This is a genomic window from Desulfosporosinus cupriresistens (genome assembly GCF_001707885.1).
Lineage (GTDB): Bacteria > Bacillota > Desulfitobacteriia > Desulfitobacteriales > Desulfitobacteriaceae > Desulfosporosinus.
Map to the genome: position 1 here is coordinate 12,137 of NZ_MASS01000034.1, position 18,040 is coordinate 30,176.

The 18,040-nt window shown below is 42.2% G+C and carries 18 protein-coding genes; 2 read left to right on the forward strand and 16 right to left on the reverse strand.

From position 1 onward, the window contains the following. The 9 genes from DSBG_RS13645 to DSBG_RS13685 form a co-directional block, all read right to left on the reverse strand. Entirely contained in the window at positions 1-1,242 is a 1,242-nt protein-coding gene (locus tag DSBG_RS13645; protein WP_068964868.1) for a glycosyltransferase, read from the reverse strand. A 97-nt stretch (positions 1,243-1,339) separates the two neighbouring features. Continuing rightward, positions 1,340-2,731, reverse strand: coding sequence for a sugar transferase (locus tag DSBG_RS13650; RefSeq protein ID WP_068964869.1), 1,392 nt, complete (start codon positions 2,729-2,731; stop codon positions 1,340-1,342). Between the two features lie 526 nt (positions 2,732-3,257). Beyond that, a complete protein-coding gene (locus tag DSBG_RS13655; RefSeq protein ID WP_068964870.1) occupies positions 3,258-3,947 on the reverse strand; it encodes a response regulator in 690 nt (229 codons plus the stop codon). Between the two features lie 86 nt (positions 3,948-4,033). Beyond that, positions 4,034-6,379 (reverse strand): sensor histidine kinase, encoded by a 2,346-nt coding sequence (locus DSBG_RS13660; RefSeq protein ID WP_068964871.1) that lies wholly within the window; start codon positions 6,377-6,379, stop codon positions 4,034-4,036. After that, on the reverse strand, positions 6,369-7,310 hold the full coding sequence (locus tag DSBG_RS13665; protein WP_068964872.1) for a polyprenyl synthetase family protein: 942 nt from the start codon (positions 7,308-7,310) through the stop codon (positions 6,369-6,371). Before DSBG_RS13665 ends, DSBG_RS13660 begins: the two co-directional genes overlap by 11 nt. 16 nt (positions 7,311-7,326) lie before the next feature. Next, a complete protein-coding gene (locus tag DSBG_RS13670) occupies positions 7,327-7,527 on the reverse strand; it encodes a hypothetical protein (RefSeq protein ID WP_068964873.1) in 201 nt (66 codons plus the stop codon). An 83-nt stretch (positions 7,528-7,610) separates the two neighbouring features. Beyond that, a complete protein-coding gene (locus tag DSBG_RS13675) occupies positions 7,611-8,318 on the reverse strand; it encodes a CpsD/CapB family tyrosine-protein kinase (protein ID WP_068964874.1) in 708 nt (235 codons plus the stop codon). A 16-nt stretch (positions 8,319-8,334) separates the two neighbouring features. Further along, entirely contained in the window at positions 8,335-9,033 is a 699-nt protein-coding gene (locus DSBG_RS13680) for a YveK family protein (protein ID WP_068964875.1), read from the reverse strand. Positions 9,034-9,318: 285 nt separating this feature from the next. Next, positions 9,319-10,461, reverse strand: a complete 1,143-nt coding sequence (locus DSBG_RS13685) for a hypothetical protein (RefSeq protein WP_068964876.1) — start codon at positions 10,459-10,461, stop codon at positions 9,319-9,321. A gap of 480 nt (positions 10,462-10,941) precedes the next feature. Here DSBG_RS13685 and DSBG_RS24060 point away from each other — a divergent pair, with 480 nt between their 5' ends. Then, on the forward strand, positions 10,942-11,076 hold the full coding sequence (locus DSBG_RS24060) for a hypothetical protein (protein ID WP_282434217.1): 135 nt from the start codon (positions 10,942-10,944) through the stop codon (positions 11,074-11,076). Between the two features lie 56 nt (positions 11,077-11,132). Here DSBG_RS24060 and DSBG_RS24065 read toward each other — a convergent pair whose 3' ends face one another. Beyond that, on the reverse strand, positions 11,133-11,255 hold the full coding sequence (locus DSBG_RS24065; protein ID WP_282434218.1) for a hypothetical protein: 123 nt from the start codon (positions 11,253-11,255) through the stop codon (positions 11,133-11,135). Between the two features lie 127 nt (positions 11,256-11,382). Between DSBG_RS24065 and DSBG_RS13690 the strand changes: the two genes are divergently transcribed. Then, positions 11,383-12,483, forward strand: a complete 1,101-nt coding sequence (locus tag DSBG_RS13690) for an NAD(P)-binding protein (RefSeq protein ID WP_068964877.1) — start codon at positions 11,383-11,385, stop codon at positions 12,481-12,483. A 69-nt stretch (positions 12,484-12,552) separates the two neighbouring features. Here DSBG_RS13690 and DSBG_RS13695 read toward each other — a convergent pair whose 3' ends face one another. The 6 genes from DSBG_RS13695 to DSBG_RS13720 all read right to left on the reverse strand — a co-directional run bounded on the left by DSBG_RS13695 (position 12,553) and on the right by DSBG_RS13720 (position 17,990). Then, positions 12,553-14,046, reverse strand: coding sequence for an alkaline phosphatase family protein (locus tag DSBG_RS13695; RefSeq protein ID WP_068964878.1), 1,494 nt, complete (start codon positions 14,044-14,046; stop codon positions 12,553-12,555). 213 nt (positions 14,047-14,259) lie between these two features. Next, positions 14,260-14,682, reverse strand: a complete 423-nt coding sequence (locus tag DSBG_RS13700) for a universal stress protein (protein ID WP_068964879.1) — start codon at positions 14,680-14,682, stop codon at positions 14,260-14,262. Positions 14,683-14,861: 179 nt separating this feature from the next. After that, positions 14,862-15,467 (reverse strand): orotate phosphoribosyltransferase, encoded by a 606-nt coding sequence (pyrE, locus tag DSBG_RS13705; protein ID WP_068964880.1) that lies wholly within the window; start codon positions 15,465-15,467, stop codon positions 14,862-14,864. Between the two features lie 22 nt (positions 15,468-15,489). Beyond that, positions 15,490-16,200, reverse strand: a complete 711-nt coding sequence (gene pyrF / locus DSBG_RS13710; RefSeq protein WP_068964881.1) for an orotidine-5'-phosphate decarboxylase — start codon at positions 16,198-16,200, stop codon at positions 15,490-15,492. A gap of 31 nt (positions 16,201-16,231) precedes the next feature. Then, complete coding sequence (locus DSBG_RS13715) at positions 16,232-17,152, reverse strand: dihydroorotate dehydrogenase (RefSeq protein ID WP_068964882.1); 921 nt, start codon at positions 17,150-17,152, stop codon at positions 16,232-16,234. Continuing rightward, positions 17,139-17,990: a dihydroorotate dehydrogenase electron transfer subunit gene (locus DSBG_RS13720; protein ID WP_068964883.1), complete on the reverse strand. Its 852-nt coding sequence runs from the start codon at positions 17,988-17,990 to the stop codon at positions 17,139-17,141. Before DSBG_RS13720 ends, DSBG_RS13715 begins: the two co-directional genes overlap by 14 nt. Positions 17,991-18,040 lie beyond the last annotated feature (50 nt).

Below are 18,040 nucleotides of genomic sequence, written 5' to 3' on the forward strand. Positions count from 1 at the left end.
TCATTTACCTCTTTTAGAAATGATTTTGTTGTATTCGCATATAATAAAATCTACGTAATTGTCTGGATTAAAATCTGCTTTTGCTTTTTCAATCGCTGCTTTGCTCATCTGTATATAGGTTTCCTCATCCAGCTCCAACAGCTTGTTCATCTTATCTGATAAATCATTGGCGTTCTTGGACTCGAATACATAGCCGGTTACGCCGTCTTCCACTAGTTCAGGCAAGCCGCCGATGTTTGAAGCTATAACTGGTCTACCCTTAGACATGGCTTCCATCACCGAATAAGGACCGTTCTCATACCATTCCGAAGGAAGAACAACCGCCTTGCTTTCCGCAACAATGGTCTGGAGCTCTTCTCCCGTCTTAAAGCCTAGCAACTTAACTTTGGCGCCCAGTTGATTGCCTACAATATATCGTTTCAATTCTTCCTTTTGAGGACCATTTCCAAGCAACCAAAGCTCGTCATCGCTCTTTACTTTTTTCATTGCTTCGATGAGGGTTAAGATCCCTTTTTCTTGGGATAGCCTTCCGAAGAAAAGAATGTAGTTCCCAACCTTTTGCGGCAACTCATAAACGGTATTAATTGGAAGAAGGTTCTTTCTATGAATAATTGGGGATTTAGTAAACCGAGCCTGATCCAACTTCTTCCTATAAAAACCGGATGGCGTAATATATGTGTCTATTTTGTTGTAGGTTTTTTTGAACAGATAATAATTGGCCTCAAGCATGGCAATGACACTCTTGGCCGTTGAATCCTTTGTACATTTATTCTTAACGCAATTTATAAAGTGCTTACCGAGGCACTTCTCGCATACCATACCCCCAGAAAGCATGGTGTAATTAGGGCAGGCACAAATCAAGTCATGCATGACAAACATAATAGGGATATTATACTTGTTAAGTGCATCCACGATTGAAAGGGAGATTTGTCTATGGACAAGATTAAAAATAGCCAGATCTGGCTTTTCCGCGTGGATTAACTGCTCCATCTTATCCTTGGACTCTTTGGAATATATAAGCTTCAGTGCCGCTTTTGCCTTATTCAAGACGCCACCGCCATTGTTGTAATCTACATTGGAAACAAAATATTGCGCTTGCTCACAAGGGAAATTCTTCTCGTCCTCCATGGCAAAGTACACAACCTCATGACCACGATTCATCAGGGATTCGGCAAGCGTAAAGTAATATGTTTCTGAACCACCCTTGCGATAATGAAATTTATTAACTAATAGTATCTTCATCTATGTATCACCAAACCCCCAAGCGAGGCTGTCTCCTTCTAGAATCTCTTACTCCGCTCCATCCCATATCCAGCACGGCATCTGCAGCCTCTGCCTTCTAACTGGCCCCCCGTCTCCCTAACACCACAGGCACCGTCCTAGCCAGGATTCCCATATCTAACCAAAACGACCATCGATCTACATACTCGGCGTCCATTGCCATCCACTCATCAAAATCCACTTGATTCCGTCCACTAATTTGCCAAACACACGTAATCCCCGGCTTAACAGCCAACCTCTTGCGATGCTTCGGATCATACATATTAACCTCACTCGGTAATGGAGGGCGTGGCCCGACCAAACTCATTTCGCCCAAGAATACGTTCCATAATTGTGGCAACTCGTCCAAACTCGTCTTCCTTAAAAACCTTCCGACCCGAGTAACCCGAGGATCGTTTGTAATCTTAAACACCGGCCCACTCATCTCATTAAGATGAGCTAACTTGGACTTAAGTTCTTCCGCATTCACAACCATCGATCTAAACTTATACATCTTGAAAATCCGGCCATTTAATCCAACCCGTTCTTGACCAAAAAATACCGGACCCGGAGACGAGACTTTAACAGCGATCGCAATTGCGAACAGCATTGGACTTATAACTACAAGGCCAATACCCGTAATAATGACATCCATGCCTCTCTTGGCTAATTCCTGCACAGGCAACCTTGGACTAGCATCATAGGCAACCATCGGAAGTCCACCAAAATCAATCGGTCTACTCCGTGCAACTTTAGCCACTGTCTCATCAAGTAGAACCGTTGCTGTTTTCCCCATGAGATCTAGCAATTCAAGACACTCCTTCACCCGTCGATCGGACAAGGGTGCCGTTATAACCGTAAGATCTACTATTTTCGAACTTATTGCCGTTTGAAGATTTGAATAATCACCTAAGTATGGGATCTCCAGACCATTACGTTCAGGGGCCAAGTAACCAACCACTTTGTAACCCAACTGAGGATTTTTATTGACTTTATCTAAATAAGAGTGAGCAGCTTGCCCGCTACCAAGGATTAGAACATAACGAGTATTTCTTCCTATCGTGCGCCAAGCTTGCAGCATCAGTCGAACCATTAAATGTACGCCTAACGTGAGGCAAAGCGCTGTAGCCTCAAAGTAAAATACAAATCGGTTATGTATCAGCGAAGGCTCATATAATGTAACAGACGCAATGGTTACGGCGAAGGTAACTACATGCGCTTTAATGAGCTGCTTGGTTTCCAAACCTACGGACATAAACCGCCTAGACTGGTATACTTGATTAACGTTAGAGCTAATCATCCAGCATAAGCTATAGACCAAAAATATAAGAAAGTATTGTTCCCAAGCACTACCAGGCATAGCATGTTTATATTGATAAAGTTCTACCGTAAAGAAAAACCCTAAACCAAGGACAATTAAATCTACTATCTGGGAGATGTCATCTAATATGGCACCGTATTCTCTTAACACTTTCTCTCATCCCCTTCGAGATGAAGCTTTCTTCTCTTAAAATTGGCTGAGAGTACCATATACTTACATTCTGATATATGATCCATTAGCGGTTTTTTCCCTAAACCTTCTGGCAGCAATATCAACTTCATATCTGGAACCCCTCTCTTCCTCGGTCTAAAAAACCTCGTAAAATCTATTTAAGGCCTAATGTCACCTAACATTAAAGCTAAGGATTTCCGGTTAAATTATTGACGGGACCTTCATTTACAACATAAATACAGAATTATTGCCTCCTAACTAAAAGTATTCTGCTACGGGCAACATACCCATAGCATCAAGGATCTCCATGCCTAGGACCCATCTACCCTCACTTATTATAAAATGCTTCCAATATTTGTACATCCGTGTAAGCTACAGGACAAATAAATAAATTCCACAGTATTTCCTACAGGTTAAAATTGATAGATAATAGAATGCAAAAGAGCCACACATCACGTGTGACTCTTTTGCATTCTATTTTTATACAACCGTAAGCTTCCCTCTCTTAACTAATCTTACTACTTTCCACTTTGTCTTTTGAATAAATCAATACAGCCTCTAACCGGGATTTCACACCTAGCTTTGACAGTATATTGCTAACATGGAAATCCACAGTACGATTTTTTATACCCAATGTAGTAGCGATTTCCCTATTCCTCAAGCCCTGGGCAATAAACTCTATTATTTCTATTTCTTTTGGAGTAAGTAATGTACCATAATTTTTTTCAGGCTCCATAATATTCGTTGTAATCTCTTCGCCAACAATCACAGATCTAAGATACGGTGCCATGTTTTGGGAAAAGTAGTACTTACCACTAGAGGCCTGTAATATTGCTGCAGTCATTTCAGTTTTTGAACAGTCTTTAAGCAGAAAGCCATGGGCACCTTTATTTAAGGAGGCATTAACATACTCTTCGGGGTTTTGTCCAGTAAGCATAATAATACTGACATTTGAATCTAGCTCTTTAATTTTCTCAATCAAATCAGTTCCACAGAAATCAGGAAGATTAATATCCAGTAATACAACGTCCGGATGTTCCGCCTTCACAATTTTTAAAGAATCCCGTCCATTCTTAGCCGTTCCTACTACAGAAATATTGGGCTCAGAAGATAGCAATGATACAGTACCTTCCGCAAAGAGTGTATGGTCATCCACTACTACCACTCTTATTGTCTTCTCTAAGCTAGATACCATAATATTTCCTCCTCCACTAACATCCTTATGTCTGACTGATAATTACACCTTCAAACTCGCCTATCCTTTACTCTTTTACCAAATCTTCAAATCGGAATAGTTCCCTTAAGCGTTACCCCGTGACCAATATTTGAAGTAATATAAAACTTCCCACCCAAGCTTTCTATCCTTTCTTTCATGCCAATTATTCCGAAATGATTGCCTACTAGCGACCAATCGGCGATCTTCTCGGGATCAAAGCCTTTACCGGAATCATTAATTATCATTTCAATGCTCTCGTCTTCCAAGGTAATGGTGACATCTGCTCTAGTCGAACCTGAGTGCTTCATAACGTTATTAATTCCTTCTTGCAAAAAGCGAAATGCTACTACTTCAATATCCTCTTTCAACCGTTGTTCTCTACTCATTCCTATTACTTCTAGAAAGATTACCATAAGCTCTTTTTGCATAATTTGCTGAAACAGGACCTCGACAGCAGGAATAAGACCCAAATCACGCAAAGAGGATGGACGCAAATTACTACATATTGACCGAAGCTCGTAATTTAAATCCTCTATCATGTCCTGCATTACTGAGATTGTGTGAAAATTATTATTATTTTCAGTCGAGAAGTTTGCAATTAATTCTTTCATCCTCCGGTTTAGATCCAAGCCTATCTGTAATGATCCGTCATGTATTTCCCGTGCTAAAACTTTTTTTTCTTCTTCAAGGTTACTAAACAATAGGCGATTGATTACTTCCAGTCCCTGGCTCCTTCGTTGTGATTCCCGAGATTTTTTTTCCATTACATTTATTTCCCTAGACAATTGCTTGATGACACGAATCGCTTTGAGGCGTTGGCCTACTTGATAACACACCGAAGTTAATAACAGTACTTCATTTGATTGAAATTTGATATAGGAACGCCGATGACCCAGGAACATTCCGCACGTAAAATCGTCAGAAACAAAGGGTATATACATTTCCACAGGAAAATCGCTAGAAAAGGTTTCGATGGAATTCCATGTGCTTTTAGCTGTTTGGTAATAATCCTCCATGATTGCTTGCTCGGTTGTATTTCCAAGGTAGCGTCCTACAGCACTTTTTGTGCACCAACCTTTGAGATCCTCTGATATAACAAAGGCACCTTCAAGCCCAAGTCGGTTCACTAACTCTTCTACTATTAAAGCTTCGTTCATAGACGCCGGATTTCCGTTTAATTCAACAATTCTATTTTCAATTCTATAACTTCCACGATTACCAAGGGTCTTATCAATTGCATAATGTAATATAGCTTTAATAAGATTAAAGATAAATAGTGCCATTATGGTTAAAGACAACACTAAAAGATAAGTCTCAATCTTTAACTCCTTAATCACCCCTATTAGCACTAAAAACCAAGTGAAAAGCCAGCTCGTTAGAATACCGGAGACTAACGAAATAATGATAAACTCCAGAAACTTACGGCCATCCGGCAAACTCTCATAGACCACAACATAACTAAGGGTAATTGGAACAATCGCGATAAAGAGAGTACTAACCTTAGGATTTACGATAAGGTCAATATCCAGTAGGATGGGAACCGCTGTAAGTAAAATAAAAGGCAACAACCCTAGCGCTATACCCGTAAACACAATGGTTGCCTTGTTTTTCTCGGGTTGATCAGCAGGCAATTTGATAAGCCTGACTAAATTCCATAAAACTGTAACGGTACCGATCAGCCCATTAGCTAGTGCTAGTTTTCTTATTTCTACAAGCCCAAAAACAACTCCTAACCCTTTTAAAATTAGGATTGTAGCTACAAGTACAGAAATTAGGGATAAGACCCAAATTATGAGTCGATTTAATCTATTACGTATGTTAGTCAAAACAGAAACAAAAATCACCAATAACACTGGTACGAGTGAGAAACTAATTGCCTCTAATTCCCTCGCCAATATCAAGCCACGGCTTGAGGCCGGGGCTATAATTATGACTAACCCGACGAGCCAATTTAACCAGAATAGAGCATGAGCTTGTACAAGGAAAGGTCGCTTAAATACTGTAACAAGACCTAACAGCCAAAAGATAAATCCTACAGCCGTCATCGGGAGTTCACTTAACAATGTATAAGTAATAGGCGGTTTAGCTATTTCGACAACTCTAATCGGCGCACCAGAACTTTTTATGGTAATCGTAGAGGCTCCTTCTGCCTCGCCCCACTTTTCAGTAAACGGATACGTTCCTGGGTCCTCGTTATCAATTTTTAAAACTATATCCCCTATACGAATCCCCAATCGATAACCCTCGCCATGGGGATCACTAAATGTTACGTTCCAGTCTCCTCCCCTACTTTCAAGGCTAAGACCTACATACGGTTGATTGACCAGAACAGTAAAATACACCAGGCAAACTAAAACAAAGGCGGCATTAGCAATTCGAAATGCTAGCCGCCTGAATATTTTATCCAACAAGCTGAATCAACTTCTCTTTTCGTTTTTCTGAAATTAGGATACCATCTAAAATTTCCATAGCACGTTGCTTATACATCTCTTGAATCACCGAACAAAAATGAATAGTCCCTTCATTAACAACCAATTCTTTTAACTGCCCTCTTTCTTTTGACCCGAATTCATATAAACCTTGGATTGCTAAAGAACTAAGGCATTTTAACTCTTCAGCATTTATCCCATTAAGAACATGTAAAAGATAAACAAACGGTAAAGTTTTCCGTCCTTTAATGAAATCACTTTTTGTTTCCAGATTTAAGAAATCCGCGAGATCATTTTTGATTTGACTCATCACACCTAATTTCATCCCGAATCGTTCTAACTGGTTAACAAGTGTTTCTTCAGCGCCTCCTAAGATCGCCCCAATTTTACACGCACTAGCAGTTAATCCACCCGATTTTTTCTTAATAATCTCAAAATATTCTTCAAACGAGATTCTTTCTTTACTGTCATTCAAAAACTCCTGAAATTGGCCGTCACACGCTTGCAACCCCATCTGGTTAAGAACGTTGCTTACATCTTCGAAATGCCTGCGATTAGCTATAGTAGAAAGGGCTTTGTAGCTAAGCACTAATATACAGGTAGCTAAATTAATCGCTTGCGTAGGAGGAACTTTACGCCAGGGAAGATCATTGTTATCTTGATCCTGAATATCGTCCAAAATATCCGCAGCCAAGGCGTAAAGTTCCATAGCGACGGCTCCTTGTAGCCCTGTTTCTACGCCCCCCCCAGCGCTATCACAAGTCGTAAGCGTTAATTGGGCCCACCCATACCTTCCCTTGATTCTAAAATTAGCATCAAGCCAACTATTAATTATGCTCACTACATCCTTGCTAAGCCCAGATTCAGTTAAAAGCAGTTTTACTTCCTTCCCAATAATTTGATCCATATTCATGCATCACTTGGCCCCTTTAGACCCAAAAAAGAGTCGGCGACATTGTAGCTGCTAAAGAATTACCCGATAATTCTTCTTTCGAGAACACCTTTGTTATTACGTCCAACTCACAGTTAGTGATTTCGCGAATAGATTTCACCTGTGGAATTATTTCTGAGCAACGGTTTGGGTTTTTGGCTAATTCGTGAACTAATTCAGCAATCTTGTCAAAGTTCATTATTATTCCCCCTTTCCTTTTAGGTTTGACATCAATTCACAAATCCCTCCCTATTAAGGAAAAACTTATGAAAATCTACATATTTATGACGATCTACGGTTATGCTTCTTCTTCGTATCGTCAGAAGCGTTGTAGTAGTAGTAATAATAGTATTCTTTAGTATTCATGTCTACTTTATTGAGAACAGCCCCCAGGATCTTGACCCCCAATTTATCCAGCTGTTCTTTCGCTTTTTGGGCATAACCTTTGTTCACTTCCCCAGAGGCTAAGACTAGGATGACACCATCAACTTCCTGGGCAAGAATCGCTGCATCTGTAACTGCTATAACGGGAGGAGTATCAATGAGGAGCATGTCAAATTGCTCACTGACTTCCTCAATCAAGAGTTTCATCCGTTTGGACCCGACAAGCTCTGCAGGATTTGGAGGAACAGGACCTGCCGGGAGTACCATAACGCCGGGCACAGCCGTTTCCCGGATATATTTACAATAGTCTTGATCTTGAACTAGGAAAACTGATAACCCTTCTCCGTTATCTAACCCAAATAGTTTATGCTGAGTGGGATTACGCAAATCAGCATCGATAATAAGAACAGATTTCCCGGATTGTGCCATACTAACCGCAAGATTAGCGACTGTGTGAGATTTCCCTTCCCGAGGACCTGAGCTTGTGATCATTATTTTTTGGGTTTCTAAATCCACACTCGTAAACTGAATATTTGTTCTGAGCATCCGATAGGCCTCTGAGATTGGAGACTTTGTTTGCTCTAAAGTGATCAATGAATATGCCAAGAACTCTCTTCCCCTCTTACCCTTGTTTTCCCATTTCATAGTCTGGAATGATGCCCAGTACTGGAATGCCCAAAAGTTTCTCAACATCACTCAAGGTCTTTACGGTGTTATCCATATATTCCAGCAAAAAGACCAGCCCAACAGAAGCCATAAGGCCCACAACAAAGGCGATCAGTACGTTCAGGGTTTTCTTTGGCTTAATGGGCTTATCCGGGATCACTGCAGCATCCACAATGCTTACACTGTCCACTTTTTTTATTTCAATAACAGCTTTGGTAAACTCTTGCGCCATTGTGTTGGCAATCGAAGCTGCAAGCTCAGAGTTTGTATTAGTCACCTGGATTTCCAAAATTTCCGTGGTCTTCACCGGATTTATGGCGATCAGACTATCGAGTTCTTCGACCGTCAGCGGCAAGTTTAAGTCCTTGAGCACATTTTGTTCGACGGTGCGACTCTGCGCGATCGTTGCATAGGTTTTGGCAAGTTGTTGGTTCGCTAGAAGTACACTATTATCGAGTATTTGGGTTGGATCTTTGCCGGCCTCCGCAGCTTTTTTCCCAACGATCAGAGTGGTTGAAGCTTGATAAACCGGTTTCATGACAAAAAAGCTAATAATACCGCTAGTGAGCGCCGCGATGAGCGGTAAGACCACCACGATCATCCAACGTTTTCGTAGCACGTCCCAATACTGCCGTAATTCTATTTCCTCTTCCATGTCGACCTCCCAAATTACTTTCACTAAACAGTTTTGATTTGCCTAGAACTATCCACCCAGCTCGACAGAGGTAATTCCCATTCCCTTAAGTTCTCCAAGGGGATAACGAGAGAATCGTAAATTATCTCCCTCAAACATTCGGTTAAATTTAATAAGTTGAGTGGAATTTCTGCCTTGAAAAGATTACTTAAAAAAAGCAGAGAGCTGGGATCCCCAACTCTCTGTATAATCCGAAATGTCTTCTCCCGCAACTTGCGAGTGTCGTACGCGTTGAGCAAAACCAAATTAATTTACAGTCACTGTGATCCTAACTAACTCGTTCGCTTCTACTTGTGAATCATTCATCCTATAAGCAGTAATGACTGTTGTACCTTTTGTAGTACCGGCTTTAATGGAAGAGCCATCCTCGGCAACAGTCGCAATCGTCGGATTATCTGTCTTCCAAGCAAGCAGGCCTGCAATTGTACCAGTATCTATCCCTTTGATAGAAAGATCCAGCTTGAGTTTATTAGCACCTTTTTTTAAGGTCAGAGGCGTCAATGGGTCGCAGATGGTTCCATTGATTTTGCATTGGATTTGAGAGCGAATAACAGACATTGCCACGGCTTTTTCAGCGGCATTTGATGGATCAATAACCGCCCCTACCTGGCGCTGCGTTTCAACAAGTAAATCTACATTCCAGCCAATATCTGCGAGCTTTTGATCAAAGATATGGTACTTACTATTCGCAGGATCTGCAACATCGTGCAAGGCTGTTCTCAGCCATTCAACTAGTTTATCCTTGATTTTTGTACTAGAATCGGAACCGCTTACGAGTTCTAATAAACTGAATGGATTTTGTTTAATTTCTTTTTTGATCTCTTTTTGAAGCTCATCTTGGGTAGCCAGCATGAAACCATACAATAATTCTACCTTAAAATCGTCTCCGAAAAGCGTTCTGAATGTTCTCCCATTCTCGGTTTTAAACTTTACGAGTGCGCTTTCTAAAGTAGCGTTGTCAGCGGAATAGTGTATCGCTTGAAAATCTTGGAGGGACTTGATGATTGCCGCCTTTGCATCAGCTCTCGTAACACCTTTTGCCTGAAATCTTGCAACCACTTGATCAGTCAAAAGTCCATCAGCGGCACTGCTTAAAGTCCCATCTTGCACTGCAGTCAGCAAGTTTGCTCTGGCTTCATTAAGGGAATCTTTTTCACTTGGATTAAGATAGCCGCGGTAAGACATAATTTCAGTTACAATTTGGTCAAGAGTTGCAGTATGTGACGAACCACCTTGGTCAGCGATTTGTACCGCAATTTGCTTCGCAGTTCCCGCATCTACACTAGTGCGACTCGAAACTGCATCCTCAGCGAAAGCATTGAACGGAATCATTGTAAGTACCATACCAGCAATAGTAAATGAAGCTAAAGCTTTTTTTGCCATTTTCATGTAATAAATCTCTCCTCTCTACATTTGGGGGTCTGTTATGTCGTTAGAGAATGGACTATCTTATCACTAAATCATTAGTCCCATTTTCTTTTACCATTATTTCCCTACTTATGCTGCATAGATTCTGACTAAATTATAAGACTGCTCCAATATTTGTGCATCCGTATAAGCTACAGGTTAAATAAATAAATTTCCAGGTAATTACTACAGGTCAAATTACATTTCTCCCATTACAAATTGCGCTAAATAACTCACGCCCATATATGTTGGTCCTAGGGGATGACACAAGTTTATAATTTGTTAATAAATTGTTTAGAAAAAATTAGAACAATTAGTTTAAAATATCTGTAGATAACCTCCTGAAAAACGCTAGTATCCAGCTTGTTCCAGAATAGGGGTAATCTGACCTACAACAATTTAACCTTTTAAGCAAAAAGCTTGTTGTTGTTTTAATTATGTAAATACAAGGGAGGAGTTCGTATGGAAGGACTAGACTTTTTGATCACAGCCATCTGTTTCTCGGTTTTAGGGTATGGATTATGCTATATGACTCTTTCAGATAATCATAGATTTAAAACGCCAAACGTTAACTCAAAGAATCCACTGCAGAGATGAGAATAACCAATCAGTCCTTAAAAAGAATAAGCACGTTGAAAATTATTTTCACGTGCTTATTTGCTTTTTAAGATATCTTTTATCCTTCGGGCGATGCTCTGAACCAAACAGCTTAGCAGCACAATAGTAATCTGTAGCCCACCTTCTAAGACCATGGCACTTAGATATACTACCGCCATAGATCCTCCTATAACTCCTTTTATAGGTTCACTTGCTTAAGAACAATGTAAATGCTCCATAATAAGTTAAGTTTGTTGAATAATGTCCGTTATGATAACCAAACTAACCTAAAGGAGGCAATGTGAATTGAACGTTGCAATTATGGGTGCAGGACTATCAGGTTTGGCGTGCGCTATCACCTTAGAAAAGTACGGAGTATCTCCAACTATTTTCGAAAAACGCAGTCGAGTTGGTGATCGATTCGTGAACGGCGAGGTACTTATGTCGATTTTCAATAGGCCTATAACTGATGATTACGCTTATCTCTCCGAAAGCCATGGTATCTTTCTCCAACCTCTAGCCAATATCAGTAAAATGGATTTTTTCTCAGAAAATTGCCAAGCATCTGTAAGCGGTCACTTAGGCTTTATAAATTCAAGAGGTAGGGAAGACGAATCGTTTGAATCTCAACTCTCTAGACAGGTCAAATCCGAGATAATTTTTAATTCTATATACACGTATGAAGAATTACTTCAAGACTTTACCCATATAATCATGGCTACTGGTGATGCAGCATATGCGCTTAAGATTCAGAATTTCCAAGCCGAACTGACCGTAACTCTAAAAGGGGCTACAGTTGAAGGAAATTTTGATCGTTACCATGCTGCAACTTGGCTCGATAACAACCTAGCCCCAAAAGGCTATGGATTCTTATTACCCTATTCCGAGAAAGAAGCTACACTTACAATCGGATATCCAGACTACCCGGAAAATCAATCCTTAAATGTAAAGCCCCTTTGGGATCGATTCTATACGAAGGCCTGCAAGGATCTGGATCAGAACCTCAAGATTACTGACCAATTTGAAGTCAACAACTACATAATGGGTCTCTGTGAACATCCCCGTCTTGGTAATACTTTCTTTACAGGAAACTGTTTTGGTGCTATGATGCCTGCCTTTGGATTTGGTCAATTTTCGTCCATTTTGACTGGAGTATTTGCCGCAAGTGACTTATGCGGAAAGGGGAAATACGAAGAATTAGTTAAACCTTTAAGACAGAGTTACCAAAACTCCTTAGTCCTTCGACATGCGATGGAACAATTAGATAATCACAAGTTAGATAACCTAGTCACCTTTTTAAATAATAAGCTGTCTAATCATTTATTGACCAACCAAAAACTAAACCCATTAAAAATTTTAAGCTACATTTTAAGGCCATTCTTCACAAAAAATAACACTATAAATTAAATCATTAAACTATTGCCAAAATAATTTCAACTCTTCTTGTTTGCCTTAGGTCTTTTCCCCATATGTAATTCACTTTATTTGTGATAACCCAAAATGTTCCATAATCATTGGATACAAATCTATGATGCGTGGATTCTCCAATTTAATCGGCATTCCAGTAACAATCATGGGTACAGTCGAATCCTCTTCTTCGAGGGATCCATGGCTCCCCCCACCAGGGTGGATCGGCGCCCCATTGGCTAAATATTCATAACCCGATGCCGCCGAAACGACCACCCTGCTTCCGCCCCGGGCCTCGAGGGCCGAAACTAAGCGTGTAAACGCATCAGGAAACTTTCCAAACACAATTTCTTGCTCATCCGAAACATAGGCATCGACCACGGATAGATCTCCGTCCAAAGTCCAACTTTGGCCATAAACGTCTTGGTAGATACCTGGGCGAGAAAAGAAAAGCTTTTTTTCCGTTCCGCCTTGAAGAACACAATAACTATTTTCAGAGACTTTCCAGCAGATCTGAGCGTTGCGCGAATCTTTGCTCAAAATGCTCACGATGTCAGGCAAAATCTCATTTTCTCGTTGGAGAAGATAAATAAAGGCCATACGTTCATTTGGGCAAATAGCAATCTCTTTATTGCTTTCCCCACTTGCCTCTTCCGTAGCCTTCAAACGTTTAAATGACTTCAAAGCATAATCTAGATCAATCAGATATTCATTGCCCAGACCAATCGTAGTCTGGGAATGGTCACCCGTAATGATAATCACATTTTCCTCAATGGCTTTTTCCCAAGAACCAAACTCATTGAGGACCGAAGCAACAAGGTTGTCTGCTCGTTCAATCGAAGGCCCTGTGCGCAAAGGACCGTAGCGGTGAGAATATTTATCATTATCGGGGAAATAAACGACCATGAAATCTGGCTGTTTCCTCTCCCGAACAAGTTGGACAGCAATTTTTCCTGAAAAGGCATCATTAAAACCAAAGCGGTGACGAATCCCTCTCGGGTAAGTAATTGACTTACCCGAGAAAGGCGGATGTATGAGCTCTCCCAGGGTCAATTGAGAAGGGCCAGAGATTTTTTCTTGATTAAGGTCAAAACATGTTGCCAAAGCAACTAAGAAAGGAAGTTCAGCACGGTAAGACCGTGCAGCCCGATGCATGAAAAAGTTAATACATCCCGTACTATAGCCACCAGCTTCTAGTGCTTCATATAGAGTCGGCGTTTCTGGATTCAGGTGCTCCTCGTTGAGCCTTATTAATAAATTACGCAGGACTTTCTTAGGTCCTATTTTTAAGACGCTTTGCCAGGTCGCTCCGTAGTCCACTATTTTCCGAATCTCTTCGTTGTACCAGATAAAACCGGGTACCCTATGCTGATCAGGCCAGGTTCCTGTAATCATGGAACTCGTGGCTACTGGAGTCATGGTTGGAAAAGATGAGACGACGCGTTCCATGCAAGTTCCGTGTTTAGCCAGAAAACGAAGAGCCGGGGCATTTCCTTCCGACAGAATCCTTGCCAACACCACAGGATGCAGAGAGTCAATCACAAATAAGATTATCTTTTTCATGATCGCCCCCCTTCCGAAATCTTACTCATTTATAGATTATATTAAAATTAACTTCATAGTGTCACGAATTAAAGAGATGACATAGATCTACTGAAATAGAATCTTCATTTCCAGCAGAAATTATTATGAATATAGATATATAACAAGGCTAAAAGCAAAATGCTTCCAGCCTTGTTTAATCTCTGCTACTATATCATTGTACAAAAAGGTAATTTATTTGGCAATAAGAACCGAACATTTTGCTCCGTGAAGAACGCGCTGACTAACACTTCCTAAGAGGGCACCAGCAATCGCTCCATAACCATGGCTCCCCATAACAACCAAATCAATGTTCTCGCTTTCAATCTCACGTAAGATAATGTTTGCTGGTTTCCCTGTCAATTTTTTCTTGGTTAGGGAAATGTCAGTAACATCCATTCCTTCAAGAGTAGCTTGTATCGCCATCTCACCTGCCTCTTCTAACAAGTCAGACGAAATGAGATCCATATCCAGCTGATTCACATCATACACGAGCGGCTTGTACATGACAAACAGAAGCTCGACTTCTGAGTGAAATTTCCTAGCGAGTTCCAAGGCATTTTTCAACGCTCTTCGGGAATACTCTGAAGCATCTGTAGCCACCAAAATTTTCTTCAAATAAACCCCTCCTCCACATTATATCCTTCTCGTTACGTCCTCATGTATGAATACATTCCACACTAACATATTATATCCTTCTTTTTTTAATGATGATTATAATTTTTCTTCATGATAAATTTATATTAAGAACTAACTGGCCTAATTACTCACTGCAGCTAATACGGGCTTTTTTCCCTTTAGACTTTCCGACTTCCCGGCTTAATGGCGGGGATCCCTTGAGCACACAGCGGGCATTCTTGGGCTTCGAAAGCCTGGATATTCAGCTGAATGATTGAGCTCTGTGGCAACCCAAAATCTACTGTTCCACCGGTTCGATCAACAAGTACACCAACGCCCACTGAGATCGCCTCAAATTCATGGACCACAGATAGGACCTCACGAACGGATCCTCCGGTTGTGATCACATCCTCAACGACCAGCACGCGTTCCCCAGGAGAAAGGGTAAACCCTCTGCGCAAACGCATGATTCCGTTTTCCCGTTCTGTAAACAAGGCCCGTACTCCTAAAGCCTTAGCGACTTCATGAGCCACTAAAATGCCTCCCATAGCAGGTCCGATAACCGTTTGAATGTCCATGTCACGGAACTTTGCAGCCAAGCCCTGTGCTAATATGGCCGCCCGATCCGGGTATTGTAGTACTTGAGCACACTGCATGTACTGAGCGCTGTGTTTTCCTGAAGTTAAAAGGAAATGCCCGTCCAACAGAGCATTGCTTTTTCTAAACAAATCCAGATAATCTGATGATGTAAGTAACGTTTCCTCTATATTCAATGGTTTTTCCATTATAATTATTTCTCTCCTTTTCTTACCGTACCCAAAGTCGATCCAAAGCCTGACGAGGATCCTCCGCGCGGGTAATCGGCCTCCCAACTACAAGGTAAGAACTCCCGGCTGCTAAGGCTTCATACGGGGAAAGAACTCGCGCTTGGTCCTGAGCTTCACTCCAAGCCGGGCGGATCCCCGGAGTAACAATCAAAAAATTGGGGTCAGTATTCCGACGTATCTCTACAGCTTCCATAGCGGAAGCCACAACTCCGTCGAGTTCTGCCCGTTCAGCAAGTTTGGCGAGTGCTACCACATGCTCACGCAGGTTGCGCTGAACCCCCATCTCTTGTCGAAATTGAGCATCTGACATACTTGTTAAGACCGTAACTCCAATCACTTTGGGTACACTTCCCAGCTTAGTCCCTGCTTCTCGCACAGCATTGGCCGACCTGGCCATCATCTCATAACCACCGCTGCAATGGACATTGATCATGTCAACTCCCCATTGAACGAATCCGCTCAACGCCCGTTCGACTGTCGTGGGAATGTCATGAAGCTTCAAGTCTAGAAAGATGGGAAATCCCAAATCTTTAAGTTCACGGATTATTGCTGGACCAGAATAGGCGTACAGTTCCATCCCCACTTTAAGCCAGCATTCGCTGCCTTGAAGTGCCTTTGCTAGGGCTAAAGCCTCTTCGCGCCCTTGAACATCAAGCGCCACCATAACCCGCTTATTCAATGACCTATCCATACGCTATCCCTCCATTTTTAGACTGTCCCTTCTAAGAAACATGTGCCAATCCGACTAATTCATGTACGGAAGCCATTCCCCTTTTAGCGCAGTAGTCTTCGATGCCCTGCAGAATCTCCAACGGAGCTTGGGGATTAACAAAGTTCCCTGTGCCAATGCTAATAGCCGTTGCACCTGCCAAGATAAATTCCACAGCATCTTGCCACCGGGTGATCCCGCCCATTCCTATGATTGGCAAATCGATGGCTTGCGAAACTTGCCAAACCATGCGGACAGCAACCGGACGTATGGCTGGTCCGGAAAGCCCTCCGAACGTATTAGCGAGTACTGGACGTTGTTGATCCAGGTCAATACTCATTCCCAAAAGCGTGTTGATGAGTGATAGAGCATCAGCTCCCCCACTCTGAACTGCTCGGGCCATTTCCACAATATCCGTGACGTTGGGTGAAAGTTTCGCGATGATCGGAAGATCCGTAACTGCTTTGACCGCCCCAATCACTTCTTCAGCGCTTTTAGGATCCGTGCCAAAATGCATTCCGCCATGTTTAACATTTGGACAAGAGATGTTCACTTCCAATGCGGCTAACCCTGAATCCCGTTGCAATGCCCGGGCCATCTGCACATAATCCTCTAGAGAAAAACCGGAAATATTGGCAATCACCGCTGTAGGCAATTTTCGCACTCTGGGAAGATAGGATCTCAGAAATTCTTCGAGTCCCGGATTTTCCAACCCAACCGCGTTTAATAAGCCTGCCGGCGTTTCCACTAACCGAGGAACTGCATTTCCTAGCCTGGGCTCAGGTGTAAGCCCCTTTAATGTTATGCCCCCTAAAGCATCTACTGGACAATAGGAAGCATACTCCTCACCAAAGCCATAAGTTCCTGAACACGTCAGGACTGGATTTCTTAGAGTTATTCCTGCTATATGCGTTGTTAGATCAACAGGACACATCCCAGACTACCTCCTCGCCCCGAAAAACCGGCCCATCCTGACAAACTTTTTTATGAATCAAAGTACCTGCTTCGTCTCTAAGCGTGCATACACAGCCTAAACAGGCTCCAACTGCGCATCCCATGCGTTCTTCCAGCGAAACCTCCACAGGGACTCCAGAGGTTCTGCACAATTCTGTAACCGCCTGCATCATCTTTTTCGGACCGCAAGTTGCGATACTAATCGTTCCTCCAGCTATTGGTTGGTTTTGTTTAGATTGCCCATACAATTGTGATAACCGCTCCTCAACCTGCTCGGTCACCAGACCCTTTTGCCCAAAGCTTCCATCCAACGTACTAAGATGCAGCGGAATCCCCAGGGTTTTCCACTGGAGAAATCCCGCGCTCTCTAGAAACCTTTGGTGTTCTCCCCCCCAAAACAAGCGAACTGTCAGTCCCCGAGCAAGGGCGTCTTGGGCTAAGGCATAAAGTGGGAATATCCCGATTCCTCCGGCAACCAACCACAATTCCCCTTCTTTCGGAACGGAAAAACCTTGCCCTAAGGGCCCCATTATGCTGAGCGTCTCCCCGCAGCGTGCACTTGCTAAGATCTCGGTTCCCCGACCCTGAATCCGGTAGAGCAAGGTAATTTCGTCTTGATCCGGAGAAATTTGGGCTAAGCTGATAGGCCGCCGCAACAAGGGGTCAAAGGATGAGATCGAGTTGTCCTGAACTTGGACAGCTACGAATTGTCCAGGCTTCGCAGTTTTGGCAATCGGTCCTTTTATAACCAAGCGTCGCAGCCTTTGCTCCTTCTCCCCAAAGCATTCATGAACAACCACTAGTCCTTCCGTGAGCATCTCACCCGCACCTTCCCTTACTCGAAGCTCGAGGATCGAAGTTCGATGTT